Below are 18282 nucleotides of genomic sequence, written 5' to 3' on the forward strand. Positions count from 1 at the left end.
AGGTGGGTAAAATGAAATATAATTTCGATCAGGTTATTGATCGCCGGAACAGTGGGAGCTTAAAGTGGGACGAGCTCGAGAACTTCTTTGGCATGAAGGACATTATACCGATGTGGGTTGCGGATATGGATTTTGCATCGCCGCCTGAAGTTGTTCATGCGTTATCGAAACGGGCTGAGCATGGTGTATTCGGTTATCCCTTCAGACCGGAGTCTTATTTGGATGCGATCGTGGAGTGGCTCACGCAAAGACATCGCTGGACGATTGATAAGCAGTGGTTATCGCACAGCCCCGGCGTCGTTCCCTCCTTATCGGTCATCGTAAACACGTTTACGAATCCGGGCGATAAAGTTGTGGTGCAATCGCCGGTTTACCATAATTTCTTCCGGCTCATAGAGGCGCAAGGCCGCAAGATTGTTGATAATCCGCTCATGCTGAATAACGGGCGCTATACAATGGATTTTGATGATCTGGAAGCACAGCTTGATCCAAGCGTAAAGATGATTATTCTATGCAGCCCGCATAACCCGGTAGGCCGAGTATGGAGCCCGGAAGAGCTCACTCGTCTGGGGCAGATCTGCATCAAGCACAACATCCTCGTAGTTGCGGACGAAATTCATTGTGATCTTGTCTACAATAACCATACCCATCTCCCATTTGCATCCCTATCGGCTGCATTTGCCGACCAATCCATCACATGTATTGCACCAAGCAAAACATTCAATCTATTAGGTCTACATACATCGAGCGTTATTATTCCGAACCCTGAAATACGAGATAGATTCAACAGAGCCATGGAAGGACTGTCCATGAACGCCCCTAACACGTTTGGGGTTATCGCATTAGAAAGCGCTTACCGATATGGCGGAGAATGGCTGGATCAGTTGCTCATTTATTTGCAAGAGAACGTGCAGTTGGTGAAGCGCTTTATGGAAGGGAGGATCCCACAGATCAAAGTAATTGAACCGGAGGCTACTTATTTGGTTTGGCTGGACTGCCGTGAATGGGGTCTGACACGAGAGGAATTGGATCGACTCTTTATTCAACATGCGAGGGTAGCCGTCAATCAAGGCTATTCGTTCGGAGCAAACGGAGAAGGCTTCATGCGTATGAATGTGGCATGTCCGCGCTCCGTTCTGATACAGGCGCTGAATCAAATCGAAGATGCCGTGAACTCGCTGAAGGAGATAGCTTTTTGATTACAGATAGCTTTTGATCTATATCATATAACGTTTTATGTAGTATACATGATTGCACTTTATCACTATAATTAGGTCCAACTCTTTGAAAATGACGAATACCAATAGGTGGTGTGAACAATGGATGATTCTGTTTTAGAATTTTATGATGACCTGGCTGAAACGTATCACCTCATTTTCGTGGATTGGCATCAGGCTATTGCTAGACAAGGTGAGATTTTAAGCAAAATCATTCATTCAAAGACGGCAGATCGGGACCAAGCGGGATCCTCGCTTTTAGACTGCTCCTGCGGGATCGGCACACAAGCCATTGGGCTTGCTAATCACGGATTTCAAGTATCGGGTACTGATTTAAGTTCAGTTTCAATTGAAAGAGCAGCCAAAGAAGCAGCAGCTTTCGGGGTTGAAATAAAGTTTGGAGTCGCTGATTTTCGTTCGTTGGCACAAGAGGTTTCAGGCACGTTTGATGTCGTTCTTTCCGCAGATAACGCAGTCCCGCACCTGCTGACGGATGAAGATTTATTTCTCGCTCTAAGCAATATGTACGCGAAAGTTAACAATGACGGCGTTCTTCTGATCACAATCAGGGATTACGATGAGCTGGCACGAGAAAAGCCAAGAGCCACAGAACCGCGCATTTTCGACCAGGGCAAGCGTATTGTATTTCAGGTTTGGGATTGGGCAGATGATGGGACAACCTATCAGACGAACCAGTTTATTCTGCAAGAAATAAACGGGAATTGGACAACAAAGCATAATAAAACAACGTACAGAGCTTTATTGCGCGAAGAATTAACTACGATGTTGATGAAAGCGGGATTCTCGGAAATCGAGTGGTTGTTGCCATCCGATTCAGGGTATTATCAGCCAATAGTAACTGCACGAAAAATAGAGCGAAGTCTATAGTGTACTGAGGGAGTTACGGAAGCCGCCTATTTATAAGGCGGCTTTTCTATAGATTCCAGCAAAAGGGGGGAGTATTAATGATTAAAGCACTCGTCGTAGACGATGAGAAACTGGCCAGAAAAGGCTTTATTTCGATCGTACCTTGGGAGCAATTTGAGATCGAAATCATTGGTGAAGCGGTCAATGGAAAAATAGCGCTCGAGTTTATGCATCAGCATCAGGTTGACCTTATTTTTATTGATTTGACTATGCCGGTAATGAACGGCATTGAGCTTATGAAAGCCATTCGGGAGCAATTTCACCAGACCAGAATGGTTGTGCTTACTTGCCATCAGGACTTTGACTACATTCAGGAGGCACTTCGCTTAGGCGCATTGGATTATATCGTAAAGACGCAGCTCGACACAGAGAAGATCGAAGAAATCATCGGCCGGATCGTGGACCGTATTGAACACGAGAGCACAGGCTCGTATCGCAAGGAGAAACCGGCAGTCCAACATTTCGGGCTGTTAGTTGACGTGACTGCTGCCGGCACGCCGCATCAACGTGCATTCCCAGGCGAGATTAACAGATCCGAGCATGTCCTTGATCTAAGCAGCGGCATGTGGCTGTTCCGCAAGGAGCATCAAGAAATCGACAGCGTCACCCGGCAATTTATAATCGGTCAAGAGAACTGGCTATGGGTGGATATTGAAGGCGCAAGTCAAGAATCGGTGAATGCGATCAGCAAAGCAGTCCAGTTTGAAACACCCAAGCAAATCTATTATGACTTTCAGCCTGGTCAGAAATTCGGTTTCATTTCCTTAAACTTGTCAACCTCGGACGAGACGAAACTTTCGAATGACGGGGACAAGCTGTATTGCAATTGGAGAGAGATGAACTGGATTTATGAGGACGAAGCCTTCCATGCGCTTCTCGGAGAAATCACCGATTTAAGACCCAATCGCGATACGATCATGAAGCTGATCGATGAGCATCTTGCCCTTTGGTTTTCGGTATTGAGCGAGGATGGATTTGGAGACCTGTTGGCAGATAAAGATAGGCTTTACTTCTGGCATCAAACCTCAGCGTGGCTCACAGCTTTACGAGAAGCTTTGCGCAATAGAACGGGAGCGTTTCCTTACTCTACCGACATCATCATCCTTGTCATGAAGGCAATCCGCCTTATCCATGAAAGCAGCGACTATGATTTTAATCGCGATGAATTGGCGGCAAAGTTCTTAATGAGCGGCAGCTATTTCAGCCGGTGCTTTAAAGATATCGTAGGGAAGCCTTATAGCGAGTACACCAAACATTTGCGTTTGGAGAAGTCAGTTGCCTTGATCGAGTCCACGCTGCTGCCAATCTACACCATTGCCGAAAAAACGGGCTTTCAAGATGAAAAGTATTTTAGCCGCGTCTTCTTCAAACAGTTCGGGAGAAATCCGCTGGATCATCGCAAACAGTTCGGGAAGAAAAGCGGGAGGATATTGTGAACGCACTTATACCCAAACTGCGAAGAGCACGATCGCTTAAGAATAAACTCATTCTCATTCTGCTGCTCAGCGCATTCATTCCATTAGCTCTGTTAGGATGGGTATCGTATCTGTCCATTGAGGAAATCACAAGCAAGAAAATTGAAAGCGGTTTATTCAATTCGCTCAACCAGGGCAGCTACAACTTGAACAGTACGCTGAATAATATGGATTACGCATCTCTTCAGCTCACCAATGAAGGCAACGTCGGTCAGAAATTGACGGATTATCTGACGACGGAGAGTATTTATCAGCAATTGGAGCTGAGTCAAGATATCCAGCAAAACTTGAACCTGGTTAACTTTACGAATCCCAATCTTGGCGTTATGTTTTATTATTTTCCGAAAAATAAAGAAGTGAAGTTTGAGAATTTGGTCGTAGATCGCAAATTCAGCTTCGATAAGCTGCCTCGTCTGGCAGCCGGGAAAGCCGTGACCTTCTACGGGCCGCATGAGACGCTGTATCGTTACGGAAAGAAGAAGATTGTATTTTCATTGGTACGGCCTGTGTATTTAACGGGGGAAGACCAAGTGTACCTGTACGTGGAAACGAATAATAAATTGTTCGAGCAAATCATGGACAAGCAGCAATATGGAATGAAGGCTTCGAATGTATTGATTAACGATCAAGGAAACATTGTTTACAGTGATTTTCCGGAGAGGTTCCCGCTTGGACAAGCATTTGCGAGATCTGGCACAGCCGGTACTTTTAAAGAAAAGCAAGGGGATTACTATATCTTCGGTCAGCATAATGAGCAAGGCTGGACGCTGATGGTCGTCATCGCGAAACAAGATTTTGAGCGAGAATTCCATAAATGGTTAGTCAAATATTTCTTGATCGGTTCCGGCAGCTTGTTCATCAGCTTGTTGTTTGCCTATGTGCTGTGGCGAACGGTTTATCTGCCGCTGAAGAAGGTCGGCCATGACATTCAACTGCTCGCAAGCAGCAAATTCGATTCTCCGGTTAGCTATACCAACATCAAAGAGTTTGATATTGTCATGCAAAAATCCTATCAGATGAGAACCCGGATTCAGGATCTGATCGGCGATATCGAGCTGAGAGAAACGAACAAGCGGCAATTAGAGGTGGAGAAGCTGCTGTATCAAATCAACCCGCACTTTATTCACAACACCTTAAATACGATCCAATGGCTTGCCCGGATGAAGGGCCAAACGGAGATCGACCAGTTTGTATCGGTCTTTACCCGCATTCTTCACTATAACCTTGGAAAAAAAGGAGAAATCGTTCCGCTCCGGGATGAATTGGCAGCCATACATGACTATATCGCGCTGCAGCGTGTCAGGTACGATTGCGAGTTCAAGGTCGTTGCCGACATTGATGAGGGGCTGCTCGATACGGACGTTCCCCGCTTCATTCTGCAGCCGATCGTTGAGAATGCGCTCTATCACGGCCTAAGCGACGAGGATGGACGAATAACGCTCGACATTCATAAAGTCAGCGATCATTACTTAATCATCGAAGTCATCGATAACGGCGAAGGGATGACAGCAGACGAGATAGCCAAAGTCATGCTGGAAGAGAAAAATCCGCTGCGGGACTCCGGTCTTGGCATTGGACTCGATTATGTAAAGAGAGTCATTCAGGCTCATTACGGCGATGACTGCCTATTCTCTATAGACAGCCGGATTGGGCAAGGAACGACGGTAACGTTGAAGATCCCTTTTTAGCGTATTGGGAGCAAGAAAGGTGCGAAAATGGTTACAACAGGTGAGAAAATGAGATTATCCATGTACAACCTCAGCGAATGAAGAACCAAATTCTAACCAGCAACAGCAGGCTTCTCTCACTTTATTTGCCCTGCCAAAGGTAAGATAAAGACGTAGTGATATAGATCATCAAGGGGGCTGAAAGATGAAGGGCAATAGCAAATGGGCAGCACTCAGTTTAGTATCGTTAATGCTTTTGGTAAGCGCTTGCGGGGGCAATAACGGGAACAACACAAGCAACTCAGCAGGCAGTGAGAATACCAACACAGCCAATTCCTCAACGAATACTGCAACGAATACGGCATCGGACGCTGCACAGCCAGACCCGTTCGGTAAATTCGATCAACCTATTTCTCTTTCAATTGCGAAATCGATTAACTCCAAAAATGTCACTTTCCAAAACGGTGATACGGTTGAGGATAACGAGTTCACTCGCTGGGTCAATAAGAAATTGAATGTGAAGGTGACGCATGCATGGCAGGTGGAAACGCCTGAAGCTTACGAGCAGAAGCTTGGTGTATCGATGGCGAGCCGAGATTTGCCGGATGCATTCCTCGTGAATGAGCAGCAGCTTAAGCAGCTCGTAGCTGCCGATCTGATCGAAGATTTGACGGATGCTTATAACAGCAACATTAGCCCGCTCATCAAAGGCTACTACGATTCCTATGGCGAACGAGTGCTTAAGAGAGCGACATTTGACGGTAAATTGATGGCGCTTCCAAATACGAATATCGGTCAGCAATACAATATTATGTGGGTGCGCCAGGACTGGCTGGACAAATATAACTTGCAAGCGCCTAAGACAGTTGACGAGCTGATGTCGGTAGCTAAAACATTTATCGATAATGATGCTGCCGGCAACGGCAAAACGCTTGGCATTAGCGGTGTTCCTTCGCTTGCCGGCTGGAATAACTTCTCCGGCTTTGACCCCATTATGAGCACATTCCACGCGTTTAAAGGCCAGTGGCTGAAGGACGCTTCTGACAACGTCGTGTACAGCTCGACATTGCCCGAAATGAAGACGGCACTCGGCAAATTGAGTGAAATGTATAAGCAAGGCTTAATCGACAAAGAGTTCGCGATCCGTAAAGATCCGGCTGAAGTTGTAGCGAACAACCAAGTCGGTATCGTCTTTGGTCCATGGTGGATTTCCTATTGGCCGCTGAACGACTCTGTTAAGAATGATCCGAAAGCGGAATGGAAGCCGTTTATCGCTCCACTTGACAGCGAAGGCAAGTTCAACACGGTTGACCAGGACCCAACAGGCCAATACCTTGTCGTACGAAAAGGTTATGAGCATCCGGATGCGGTTGTTCGCGTACTGAATGTGGAATATAACGGTATTCGCAAGATTGACCCGGAAGCGGCTGATCTGTATAAGGATCAACCTGCCGTTCAGCAGAAATGGGAGCTGTGGCCATTCTCGCTTCAAGTTGGCCCGGAAACTACGGTATATGATACGCATGCACAAGCTCAAGCCGCTGTAGACGCAAAAGATGATTCGTCATTGGATACGGAGCTTAAAGGCTGGTACAAGGATTACTTTACGAATCAAGCTAATCCGAAGAAGGATATAGCCGCTTGGGCTAACGCTACGGCAAGATTCGAAGGCGCAAAGCTTATGAATGCAGACAATGTTGTATTCTCGAATAACCTGTACTTCGGAAAAACAAAGTCGATGCAAACGAAGTGGTCCATTCTGGAGAAGCTTGAGAACGAAACCTTCCTGAAAATTATTATGGGCGAGCAGCCTCTAGACAGCTTCGATAAGTTTGTAGAGCAATGGAATACGCTTGGCGGTAAACGTATTAGCGAAGAAGTGAAAGAAGAGATAAGCAAATAGTAAGATGGGGGAGCGCCAATGCGATATGCTGGCGCTTCCCTTATATCATTCCATAGGACAGGTGGAACACCGATGATATCGAAGAAATGGCTGCTAAACTATCACCTGATGCTGCTTCCGGGCATCGTGCTGCTCATCATTTTCAGTACGATTCCACTGTTTGGTACCGTTATTGCGTTTCAGGATTTTATACCGGGTATTCCGATCTTTGAGCAGACATGGGTCGGATTGGATAACTTTAAATTCATGCTTCAACTTCCAGGCAGTAGACAGGTGTTCATCAATACATTAGTTATCGCTTCCATGAAGATTGTTCTGGGCATTATTATTCCAATTACGTTCGCCTTGCTGCTGCATGAAATTCGAGCGCGCGCGTTCAAACGGTTAGTTCAAACTATCGTATATTTGCCGCACTTTATGTCCTGGGTTATTCTATCCGGCATACTGATTGCGATGCTATCTATAGACGGAATCGTCAACCAGATTACTGGATTTTTTCACATGGAGCCTATTATGTTCCTCGCCAGCAATCATTATTTTCGTCATATTATCGTATGGAGCGATGTGCTGAAGGAATTTGGTTTTAGCGCTGTTGTCTATTTGGCTGCGCTTGCAGGCATTAATCCTTCGCTCTATGAAGCAGCCGAGATCGACGGCGCATCAAGGTTCCGCAAGCTATGGCATGTCACGATTCCCGGCATTATGCCTACAATCGTGTTGCTATCGACACTAAGTCTTGGCAATATTTTGAACGCCGGCTTCGATCAAGTGTTTAATCTGTACAATCCGCTCGTTTACTCGTCTGGCGATATTATCGATACGTACGTATACCGCATGGGCCTTGTGGATCAACAATACGGACTCGCCACCTCTGTCGGGTTAATGAAGTCTGTGATCGCTATTATATTGATCGCGCTCTCCAATAAAATGGCCGACAAATTTGCTAACTACCGCATCTTCTAAGAAAAGGGGTCTAGGCATGGTTTCCTCAAAATCGTGGAGCAGCCGCAGCGCTGATATGTTTATCTATTTGGCTTTGATCCTTATTGCGTGCATTTCGTTGTTCCCGCTCTGGTACACGATTGCACTATCCTTTAGTGACAAAGCTGCTGTAAATGCCGGTAGAGTATTTGCATGGCCTGTTGGCTTCAATCTAACATCGTATAAAATTATTTTGGAAGACCATAAATTTTTTGCAGCCTTCTACATTTCTGTAAAACGAGTGCTGCTTGGCGGTGCGATCAACTTCGCACTGACCGTCATCATGGCTTATCCGTTAGCAAGAGATAACAAGATGTTTCCGGGCAGAAAAATTTATATGTGGTATCTGGTGTTCTGCATGCTCTTCTCCGGCGGACTCATTCCGCTGTATATGACTGTGACGGAACTGAATCTGCAGAACACGTTATGGTCGCTCGTTTTGCCAGGGGCAGTACCTGTCTTTAATGTCATTCTCATTATGAATTTCTTTCGAAATTTACCTAAAGAGCTGGAAGAAGCTGCAATCGTTGACGGTTCCGGTCCGTGGCGAACACTAGCGAGTATCTTTATTCCCGTATCGATGCCGGCCTTGGCGACTGTAACGCTATTCAGCATTGTCGGCCATTGGAATTCATTCTTCGACGGACTCATCTACATGAATAAGCCGTCTCTCTATCCGCTGCAGACCTACATTCAACAGCTTGTCGTACGGATTGATCCAGAGTTGATGAAATCGCTGACGACGGATCAATTAATTGAGCTGTCGAAGGCGTCTGACAAGACGCTGAACTCAGCCAAGCTGATCGTAGCGATGATTCCGCTATTGACGATCTATCCGTTTCTTCAGAAATATTTTGTTCACGGTATCGTGCTTGGATCCGTTAAGGAATAAGTAGGAGGTACGCTTGGGATGGAAAACATACGTAAAGTTCATGTTGTATTTAAAACGCATCTTGATATCGGGTTTACGGACTTGGCAAGTCATGTCGTGGATCAATACTTTCACTCCTTTATTCCTCAAGCGCTCGAGCTGGCTGACGCATTCAATCGCGAACAGGGCCCGGTAAGGTTTGTGTGGACAACCGGCTCTTGGCTGATTCATGAATTTCTAAAAACGGCTGATTCGGAGCAGCGTAAGCGCATGGAAGATGGGATTGCTGCCGGCAGTATCGTTTGGCACGGACTACCTTTTACAACACACACGGAATTAATGGATCCTGCGTTATTCGAGCATGGTTTGTCGATCGCGCGCAAGCTGGATGAGAAGTATGGCAAACGTACGATCGCGGCCAAGATGACGGATGTACCCGGACATACGATTGGCATGGTTCCCTATATGGCGAAGTACGGTATTCAATACCTGCACCTTGGCGTTAACTATGCCTCGACGAAGCCGAGCGTTCCGGAAGTATTCGTTTGGCGAGCGAAGGACGGATCGGAAATCGTTGTTAACTATGCCGGCAGTTACGGCAATATCACGTTCATTGACGGTTTGGATGAAGTGCTGGTGTTTGCGCATACGAACGATAATATGGGGCCGCCGAAGGCAGAGGATATTCGGAAGCAGTTCCTACAGCTTGCCGAACAATTTCCGGGAGCCGTTATAGAAGCCTCAACAATGGATGCGTTCGCCGAGAAATTAGTAGCTATGAAAGATCAATTCCCCGTCGTTACGGAGGAAATCGGTGATTCATGGATTCACGGAGCAGCCTCCGATCCGCTGAAAATCGCCCATTATCGGGAGCTCTTAAGGCTGCGCAGCAAGTGGGTAGGTGAAGGTCGATTGGACGCAAGCAGCAGGCAATATGCCGACTTCTGCGATCAGCTCATACTCATTCCCGAACATACATGGGGGATGGACGAGAAGACACATTTGACCGATTTCAAGCATTATTCCGTCCATGACTTCCATGCGGCAAGGCAAGCCGATGTCGTCACGAAGGATGCCATCCATCCTCGTTATGGCTATTTCGGCATTTATGGCGGCGACCACTCGGAGAAGTTCGAATCAGATTCGGGGAAAAGCTTCAGCCTGATCGAAAGTTCATGGGAGGAACAACGGAATTACCTCACGCAGGCGATATCCATGTTATCGTCGGACTTGCAGAACGAAGCACGTCAGGCACTGTTGATGCTGGCTCCGAATGAAGCGTTTCATGCGAATGGGCGGGAGCTCCCCTTGGGACAGCCGCAACGACTAGGCTGCTTCGATGTCGAGTTTGGAATCGACGGCTCGATTATTCAGCTTGTCGACGGGCGGGGTAAAGTTTGGGCTGATGATCAGCATCGGTTAGGCGTATTCGAATATGAAACGTTTGGCATGGATGACTACCATAATTGGTATCGAGATTATGTTGTGAATTGGGCTGAAACGTATTACTGGTCGGAGCCGGACTTCGGCAAGCCAGGCATGGAGTTTGCAGAGCCTAAACCGGAACATAAGCGATATTCACCCCGAGTCAATGGGGCAGTTGTCCGGGAAGAGGAGCAGTATGATGAAGTCAGTTTGCAGCTTAACATGAGCCAAGAAGCCTCGCAGACACATGGCGCTCCCAAGAAGCTTCATATGCAGTATCGGTTCTACAAACAGGAGAGTAAGATCGAGGTCGAATTAGGCTGGTTCGATAAACAAGCCTATCGACTGCCGGAGGCAAGCTGGTTCTCCTTTGCTTTGAACGTAGATAACCCGAACCTGTGGAAGATGGATAAGTTGGGGGAACGTGTTTCGCCGCTTGAAGTGGTTAAGAACGGAAACCGCAGTCTTCATGCCGTTCATTCCGGCGTGCATTACCAAGGCAGTGATGGGATTGTCCATTTGGAAACGTTGGATGCTCCGGTATTAGCTCCGGGAGAGAAGCGAATGCTTCAATTCGATCAAGCATTCGCTCCATTGGATGGCGGCATGCATTTTAACCTGCACAACAATGTTTGGGGTACTAATTTCCGCATGTGGTACGAGGAGAATACCAAGTTTAGATTCGTGATTCGGTTGAAATCAGAGGGATAATAAAAAATGTACGTGATAAGGGACGTTAGCTGCGTCCTTCATCACGTACATTTCTCTGTTTATTTATTGGATGCGAGGGTGGTTTCAATAGGCTGGTTATTCGCGCGCTGTTCGGCAAATGCGCGGTATTTCGGTACGACATAGGCCGGATCTTTCTGTGCATGCCATAAGGCGGAAACCGTTTCACGAAGAGCGGCTGTGAAGCTTGATGCGGCGGGCGGACAGTCATTCTTAATCTCTTGATGCAGGTCAGGTAAGTTATAATAAGGCACCATCGGGAACATATGATGTTCCATATGATAATTCATGTTGGTATACAGAAACCGAATGATCGGGTTGGTATAGAAAGTGCGCACGCATAACCGGTGATCAAGCGTGTCTTCGTATAAGCCAAGATGTTGAGTAGAGTTCAGGGCGGTCATCAAGAAGAAGCCGTAGAACGCAGGTAAACCGACAAACATAAGCGGCAATAGGCTCTGAATATAGAAACACAGCCCGATAATAGCAGCATAAACGAGAATGAAAATGCGAGCTTCCCAGAACAATGAACGATACTCGCTTACAGGGATCAGTTCCTTCTCGCTATTGGTAAGGCGGCCGAAAGCATGTCGGAACAAAGATTTAAACGTCCCGAAGATATCGCCGAATCGGAAAATCATCTTGAGCAGTCTGCTCCACATTGGGGGGCGCGGCTCCATAATTTCCGGGTCGCTGCCGACGATGATCGTATCGGTATGATGACGAACATGACTCCAGCGATAATTCGTCGCTTGAATGAGAATGAGGAAGGAGCACAGCTGATACAAAGCTTCATTCATCCATGGTGTTCGAAAAGGTGTCCCGTGACAGGATTCATGCCACTTCGAGACGGCGGGAGTGGAGTAGATGATGCCGTAAAGGGCAAATGCGGGGATCGCCCACCAGGTTCCCCAGGATAAATAAGCGAGATATCCTGTCGCTGCTAGAAACATAAACCATAGCAATGTGTCTCTTATTGCTGGACCGTTTCTGCGGACCATAAGCTCCTTCATGCGTTTGCGGGGAACGGGACATTTGTACCACTCGGCGGATACAAGTCCTTTGGCGATCGCTTTCTCTCTTTCCGGTCCTAGTATGCTGTAATCCCGTTGTGAAGTTTCGCTCATATGATTACTCCTTATTGGCGCAGAATAGCTTCCTGCTTCTAAGTGTAAGGGATGGAAGCTCGACTGGCTTTCCAAAAAATACGAAATAGTTTTAGACACATAAAGGTTGTATGGAGATGGGGGAACGGGCATGGCAAGAAAACAATCTTCTACATCGATGCGCTGGATTTACCCGCCTGATTATGATGAAAGTCACGGGATGGATGCAGTCGGAACCAGCATTATTCCGGAGCTGATCGTGCTTGGCTGTCAGAAGTATTCGGAAGCTTATCAGCTGACCTTGCATCGTCACATGATCGGATACGAATTTGTCTACTTGGAGCATGGCAGCGTTACTTGGGAAGTAGATGGTGTGCAATATCCTACTAGTGCAGGCCAATGGTTCTTCACAGCTCCGGGAGAGCTGCACAAGGCTAGATTCAACCATATCGAGCCTAGCCGCATTTGGTGGTTTATCATCACGGACCCTGAGCGGGACTCAAGTTGGTTTAACTTAGGACAGCAAGAGCGTAACTTCATCGTGGCCGGGCTGCAGCAGCTGCCGCATGTATTTCGTGCCGATAATCGGGTGCATGAGCAATTCGCGCGGCTAAAGGCGACCTTAGAATCGGATGGACCGGCGAAGAGGCTGTTTGCCCATCATCAGATGCTGGATATTCTGCTTGGACTGCTGCAGCCGGTTCCACTGAAGACGATTGAACCTGAATGGTGGGGCAAGATGACTGAGCTTGTTCAGCGATTGGAGCAAACACCTGAGAGACGATTATCGATTGCTGAGATGGCGCAGGAGGTGCAGGTGAGTGAATCGCATTTCTATAAATTGTTTCAAGAGCTGTTCGGACAATCGCCTGCTGCATACATGGAACGTGTTCGGATTGAACATGCCTGTGAGCTTCTGTTGAACTCGAGTTTATCCATCATTGAAATTGCTCTTGAGCTTGGATTTAAGACAAGCCAGCACTTTACGAATGTGTTCCGGAAATTGATCGGATGTCCTCCAAGCGAATGGAGGCGGCGGGAGGCGAGCAGTTGAACGCTTCCAAACGTTGTCCTACACCTGAGGAAGCGGCTATAATGGGCTTATCAGATGAAGGAGTGAAGTGAAGATGAAAGTGGAAATTTGGTCGGACATTGCATGTCCGTTTTGCTATATTGGAAAGCGTCTCTTCGAGAAGGGGCTGGATCAGTTCGAGCATAAAGATCAGGTGGAGGTCGTTTATCGCAGCTTCCAGCTGGACCCGAATGCGGAGAAATATCCGAAGCATGATGTCTATGGATTGGTAGCGGACAAATACGGAGTAAGCCGTGAGCGTTCCATCCAGCTTCATGAGAATTTGGTGCAGCAAGCTGCGGCGCAGGGGCTTACGTTCAACTTCGAGCATGCGATTCCCGCGAATTCGCTTGATGCGCATCGTTTGATTCATTTTGCAGGCACACATGGCAAACGGACTGAGGTAGCGGAGCTGCTGTTCAAGGCGTATTTTACAGATTCCAAGCATATTGCTGAGATGGATACGCTCCGCGAAATCGCGGTTGAAGCCGGACTGAACCCGGATGAAGTGGAAACGATGCTCGGCGGCGATGCGTTCATAGCCGAAGTGCAAGCAGAGTCCAGCGAAGCTAGCATGCTTGGCGCGAATGGCGTACCGTTCTTCGTGATCAACCGCAAATACGCGGTAGCCGGCGCGCTTCAAAGCGAGGTGTTCCTCGATGTCCTGCAGAAGGGCTGGGAAGAGGAGAAGCCGCTGATCATTCTCGATCCTTCTTCGAACTTCAGCACCGGTGTTTGCACCGATGACGCCTGCGGAATCGACGAGAACGAGCAGAACTAAAGCACAGCGATGTTAAACAAGTAAAGCACGGTAAAGTCTGCAGGAGGCAATCGCTCCTGAGCTTTACCGTGCTTTTTAGCTTCTACGCATAACGAGCTGACAAGCCGATGCATGCGACACCTGCAAGTATGAGCAGACAGCCGATGATTTTGAGGGCGGACAACGATTCTCCAAACAGGTAATAAGCGCCGATGATGGAGATTATGTACGCGAGGCTCTGGATGGGATAAGCCAAGCTGAGGTCAACCTTCGATACGATAAACAGCCACAATACCGTTGCGCAGCCATAGATGAACAATCCGCCCATAATGTAAGGCGAGAACATCAGTTCCACAATCGTACGCAGCGATTCGAAAGGTTTCGCGCGCTGCATGAGTCCGTATTTCCATAGAAACTGTCCGCTTACAAGCATGAGCGTATTGGCGAGAATGAGAAGGAATTGGACCAGATTCACAGGGTCTCACGTCCTTCCACTGTCTTCTGAAGATCGAGCAGCTTCTTCTCCATGACGGCGAATTCCTGCGTCAACGTCTTCATTTTCTCCGACTGGTTCGACAAACTCATCGTCTGCCGCACGAGCAGCGCAAGGATGAAGATGATGGTGACCAGAAACACGAAGGTAGGCATGTAGGCGATGCCGATCCATAAGGCAAACCGGTTAAGCAGCGGGATGCAAGCCGCGGCAAGCACGCCGGCAACGGCTGTAATCAGCCAGAGGAACGCGTAGCGGTCCTTTAATTTATGGGTTACCGTGAAGGAAACGATAAGCCCGAGGAAAAACAACGTAATGAGAATAGCGACAAGCTGATTCATCTGGACGGGTCCTTTCGTTTAGGAGAAGCTTTTGCGAATGAGCGAGAACATCGTAACCTTCATCATATAATAGATCGATTTGGACCAGTTGATGGAGGAGGAGCCGCCTTGACGGTTGCGCATTTCAACACTGATCTCTTTGAGCTTGTAGCCTCGCTTGGACAAGCTGACGAGCACTTCGACCTCCGGATAATCCGTCGGATAGGTGCGTGAGAACAGCTCGATCGCTCGGCGTCCGACGATGCGGAAGCCGGATGTCGGGTCGTAGACCGGAACGCCTGTCAGCATCCGAATCAACCAGTGAAAGTAAAATATTCCGAGTCGGCGGGAGAGGCTTCCCTTGTAGCTGCTTGCTTCCACAAAACGCGAGCCGATGACCATGTCATAGTCATTAATTGTTACTTCGTTTACAAGCTTCTCAATATCCGCAGGACGATGCTGCCCGTCCGCGTCCAGTTGAATCGCATATTTATAACCGCCTCGGTCTGCATACTTGTAGCCGCTTTGCATCGAGCCGCCAATTCCGAGATTCACGGCATGGCGAAGGGAAGGAAAACCCTCTTTGCGAATGATCTCAGGCGTGCGGTCCTTAGAGCCATCATCTATGACGACAAAATCATAGGGTGTGTGACGTTTAAGCTCCTGCACGGTGCGGGCTAGAGTATCTTCTTCGTTATAGGCAGGAATAATGACCAATATATCGCTGCTCCGTTGCTGCTGCATCTTGTATTACCTTCTTTCCCATCCTTCTACTTGCGCGTCTTGCTTTTCAACAAATCTTTTATAGTATAATAGAAAACGGTTCTTTATAGAATACCAGTTAAATGGAAAGGGAGTTATGCTTTGTTTTCACTACGGTCCGAAACGTCCCGGATGCGGAAGTTCGTTTGGATTCTTATGGCGGCGGTTTTACTCATCCATGTGATTACGGTCTTGTCGCTCGGCGACCATTTCTTGCTTGGCTCCTATGAGAAACGCAACAATGATGACGTCAAATATGTACATGCCGCGCAAGTGCTGCTCGAGCATCATACGCTTGTTTATAACAGCGGAATGAACCCGACCAACTACATCATGCCGGTGGTTCCGGTTGTGCTCAGCGGATTTCTGTCGTTTCTGGATCGCGATGCTGCAGTGATGAGTTTCCGTTTGCTTCAGTGCTTGATGCAGGCGGCATCGGTTTATCTCATTTTCATCATCGCACGTGAAATGCTGGGCAGGCGCGTCGCTGTTGTGGCTGTCTTGCTTGATGCGCTTTATGTGCCGAACTTGTTTGCCTCTGGTGCGATTCTAACGGAATCGACGTTTAAACTGCTCTTTTTGTTGCTGATTTGCAGCATTATTTATGCGCTGAAGCGTCGAAAGGCATCTGCCTATGTGTTTGTCGGCATCATGCTGGGGCTCGCCTGTTACGTCAAACCGCAATGTGCACTGATACCGATCTGCTTGTTGATTATATGGCTGGTGAAGCGTTACAACTGGAAGGATATTTTTAAATATACGGCTATCGTTGGCGTTTGCAGCATGCTGCTGCTCTCACCATGGTGGGTTCGCAACTACGTCGACTTTCATGAATTTATTCCATTCACCAAGTCTACCGGTAACCCTATGCTGCTGGGAGCGCTGATCAAACGGGCCAATCCGCCAAAAGGGTTCTTCGAGCAATATCCGGAATACAAGGATCAGAAGCTGTTCGTGGGCAGCGACAGTGCGGAGAAGCTGGCCGCGCAGCGAGTCATTGCTTATGGCTTCAAGCATCACACGTTCGATTATGCGTACTGGTTTACGGTCGGGAAGTCCATCCAACTCTTCGAGAGCCCTTTCTACTCCAAGCCGGTGCCGGGCTTGCCTAGACCGGCGATCAACGTGGTGCACTGGCTGTACGTGCTCGCTGGTTTTGCTGGACTCATCGTACTTGGCATTCGCGGACGGTTGAAGCTGATTTTGCCGGTGCTGCTGCCCTTTCTCTATTATTGGTTCATTCATCTACCATTTATTACCTTCGGACGCTATGGTTATCCGCTCGTATGTCTATTAACGATATTTGCTGCTGCGGCAATTGTGGCACTGCTGGAGCGAAGAGGCGTTTGGAAGAAGGAAGAGGAGACTGCCGTTTAATCGGCGGTCTTCTTTTTTTAGCTGGTCCAGTAGTGGAAATACAAACCGGCATAGTACAATAAAACAAGAATGTGAAGGCGTTTACAGCCTTTGCAAAATGACAACTCCGGAGGGACGCGCCATGCAAGCAGTTCCGATTCAAGCTATGAATACACGTGTAGTGCGAGTAAGTACGGCGAAAGATTATTGGACGATTGTATTTGGCATCTGGCTGATCGGCGGTATCTTCGTGGATGGATTTGCTCATAATCACGGGGTCGTCGAAACGTTCTTTACCCCATGGCATGCCATTCTTTATTCGGGTTTTATGGTTTCAGCGATGTGGATGTGCTGGCTGCTGTACCGTTCCAAACGGACTACCGGCATGCCTTGGCTCAAGGCTGCGCCTGTAGGCTATGGGCTCGGATTAACCGGCGTTGTCATCTTCCTGCTCGGCGGACTGTTCGATATGTATTGGCATGTTGTGTTCGGCATTGAGCAAAACACGGCAGCGCTGCTGAGTCCGTCACATCTGATGCTGCTGTTAGGCGGGTTATTGATTTTATCGAGTCCGTTTCGGGCCAGCTGGCATAATGAGAAAATGACAAAACCAAGCTGGCTGGAGTTCGCGCCTGCTTTTCTATCCTTGGTCATCACAGTCGGCGCCGTCAGCTTCTTTCTCATGTACGCCTGGGCGTTCCGCTACAACTTGCCGTCAGCCTCTGTGGTAGATTGGTATGTCAGTCATTTTAGTAATGGGATTGTTGCTGAAAGTAACGAGATGCGCGGTCTTACATACATCTTGCTGGATACGTTGATCTACATGTATCCGGTGTTTCTGCTTATGAAAAGATGGCAGCTGCCCTTCGGCGCTATGACGCTGCTGTTTGCGATGATCACGACGATGATGAATGTACTGGACGGGTTCGTGTACTACCAGTCGATTATTATTGCAGGTGCCGCAGGTTTGCTGGGTGATCTGCTTTACCGATATTTGAAGGCTGGTGAAGGCAGAATATGGGCTCAGCGAATAATCGCAGGCGCACTGCCGATTGCGCTTTGGGGCTTTTATTTCGGGTACATGAATGCTGTGGATGGCATCGGATGGTCGGCAGAGCTATGGTCAGGCTCGATTGTAGAGGCGACGTTACTTTCCCTTGGCGTTCATTTCCTGTCTGCTTCGAAAGGGAAAGGATAGAAATCGGATGCAGCTCAAGA

16 protein-coding genes are annotated in these 18282 nt (G+C 47.9%); 12 read left to right on the forward strand and 4 right to left on the reverse strand.

The window, feature by feature from the left end; all coding sequences use genetic code 11:
- Positions 1 to 11: 11 nt before the first annotated feature.
- The 8 genes from AC0YN4_RS09265 to AC0YN4_RS09300 all read left to right on the forward strand — a co-directional run bounded on the left by AC0YN4_RS09265 (position 12) and on the right by AC0YN4_RS09300 (position 11177).
- Positions 12 to 1199 (forward strand): MalY/PatB family protein, encoded by a 1188-nt coding sequence (locus AC0YN4_RS09265; protein WP_475835659.1) that lies wholly within the window; start codon positions 12 to 14, stop codon positions 1197 to 1199.
- Between the two features lie 120 nt (positions 1200 to 1319).
- Positions 1320 to 2105: a class I SAM-dependent methyltransferase gene (locus AC0YN4_RS09270; RefSeq protein ID WP_475781186.1), complete on the forward strand. Its 786-nt coding sequence runs from the start codon at positions 1320 to 1322 to the stop codon at positions 2103 to 2105.
- Between the two features lie 77 nt (positions 2106 to 2182).
- Complete coding sequence (locus tag AC0YN4_RS09275) at positions 2183 to 3580, forward strand: response regulator transcription factor (protein WP_475781187.1); 1398 nt, start codon at positions 2183 to 2185, stop codon at positions 3578 to 3580.
- A complete protein-coding gene (locus AC0YN4_RS09280) occupies positions 3577 to 5307 on the forward strand; it encodes a cache domain-containing sensor histidine kinase (protein WP_475781188.1) in 1731 nt (576 codons plus the stop codon). The genes AC0YN4_RS09275 and AC0YN4_RS09280 overlap by 4 nt, the downstream gene beginning before the upstream one ends.
- Before the next feature lie 184 nt (positions 5308 to 5491).
- Entirely contained in the window at positions 5492 to 7189 is a 1698-nt protein-coding gene (locus tag AC0YN4_RS09285; protein WP_475781189.1) for an extracellular solute-binding protein, read from the forward strand.
- Positions 7190 to 7261: 72 nt separating this feature from the next.
- Positions 7262 to 8152: an ABC transporter permease gene (locus tag AC0YN4_RS09290; protein ID WP_475781190.1), complete on the forward strand. Its 891-nt coding sequence runs from the start codon at positions 7262 to 7264 to the stop codon at positions 8150 to 8152.
- 16 nt (positions 8153 to 8168) lie between these two features.
- Entirely contained in the window at positions 8169 to 9062 is an 894-nt protein-coding gene (locus AC0YN4_RS09295; RefSeq protein WP_475835660.1) for a carbohydrate ABC transporter permease, read from the forward strand.
- A gap of 18 nt (positions 9063 to 9080) precedes the next feature.
- Positions 9081 to 11177 carry a DUF5054 domain-containing protein gene (locus AC0YN4_RS09300; protein ID WP_475835661.1) on the forward strand — a complete coding sequence of 699 codons (2097 nt, stop codon included), beginning with the start codon at positions 9081 to 9083 and terminating at the stop codon, positions 11175 to 11177.
- A 59-nt stretch (positions 11178 to 11236) separates the two neighbouring features.
- Here AC0YN4_RS09300 and AC0YN4_RS09305 read toward each other — a convergent pair whose 3' ends face one another.
- Entirely contained in the window at positions 11237 to 12322 is a 1086-nt protein-coding gene (locus AC0YN4_RS09305) for a fatty acid desaturase family protein (RefSeq protein WP_475835662.1), read from the reverse strand.
- A gap of 130 nt (positions 12323 to 12452) precedes the next feature.
- Between AC0YN4_RS09305 and AC0YN4_RS09310 the strand changes: the two genes are divergently transcribed.
- Both AC0YN4_RS09310 and AC0YN4_RS09315 read left to right on the forward strand, forming a co-directional pair.
- Entirely contained in the window at positions 12453 to 13355 is a 903-nt protein-coding gene (locus tag AC0YN4_RS09310; protein WP_475835663.1) for a helix-turn-helix domain-containing protein, read from the forward strand.
- A gap of 73 nt (positions 13356 to 13428) precedes the next feature.
- Positions 13429 to 14154 carry a DsbA family oxidoreductase gene (locus AC0YN4_RS09315; protein WP_475835664.1) on the forward strand — a complete coding sequence of 242 codons (726 nt, stop codon included), beginning with the start codon at positions 13429 to 13431 and terminating at the stop codon, positions 14152 to 14154.
- An 82-nt stretch (positions 14155 to 14236) separates the two neighbouring features.
- Here AC0YN4_RS09315 and AC0YN4_RS09320 read toward each other — a convergent pair whose 3' ends face one another.
- The 3 genes from AC0YN4_RS09320 to AC0YN4_RS09330 are packed head-to-tail and all read right to left on the reverse strand — an operon-like array spanning position 14237 to position 15690.
- Positions 14237 to 14608, reverse strand: coding sequence for an EamA family transporter (locus AC0YN4_RS09320; protein WP_177186508.1), 372 nt, complete (start codon positions 14606 to 14608; stop codon positions 14237 to 14239).
- Positions 14605 to 14967, reverse strand: a complete 363-nt coding sequence (locus AC0YN4_RS09325) for a DUF2304 domain-containing protein (protein ID WP_475781196.1) — start codon at positions 14965 to 14967, stop codon at positions 14605 to 14607. The genes AC0YN4_RS09320 and AC0YN4_RS09325 overlap by 4 nt, the downstream gene beginning before the upstream one ends.
- 18 nt (positions 14968 to 14985) lie before the next feature.
- Positions 14986 to 15690: a glycosyltransferase family 2 protein gene (locus tag AC0YN4_RS09330; protein ID WP_475835665.1), complete on the reverse strand. Its 705-nt coding sequence runs from the start codon at positions 15688 to 15690 to the stop codon at positions 14986 to 14988.
- A gap of 150 nt (positions 15691 to 15840) precedes the next feature.
- Between AC0YN4_RS09330 and AC0YN4_RS09335 the strand changes: the two genes are divergently transcribed.
- Both AC0YN4_RS09335 and AC0YN4_RS09340 read left to right on the forward strand, forming a co-directional pair.
- Entirely contained in the window at positions 15841 to 17085 is a 1245-nt protein-coding gene (locus AC0YN4_RS09335; RefSeq protein WP_475835666.1) for a glycosyltransferase family 39 protein, read from the forward strand.
- A gap of 121 nt (positions 17086 to 17206) precedes the next feature.
- Positions 17207 to 18262 (forward strand): hypothetical protein, encoded by a 1056-nt coding sequence (locus AC0YN4_RS09340; protein ID WP_475781199.1) that lies wholly within the window; start codon positions 17207 to 17209, stop codon positions 18260 to 18262.
- The last annotated feature ends 20 nt before the right edge of the window (positions 18263 to 18282 follow it).

This window comes from Paenibacillus sp. J22R3, from assembly GCF_056269305.1.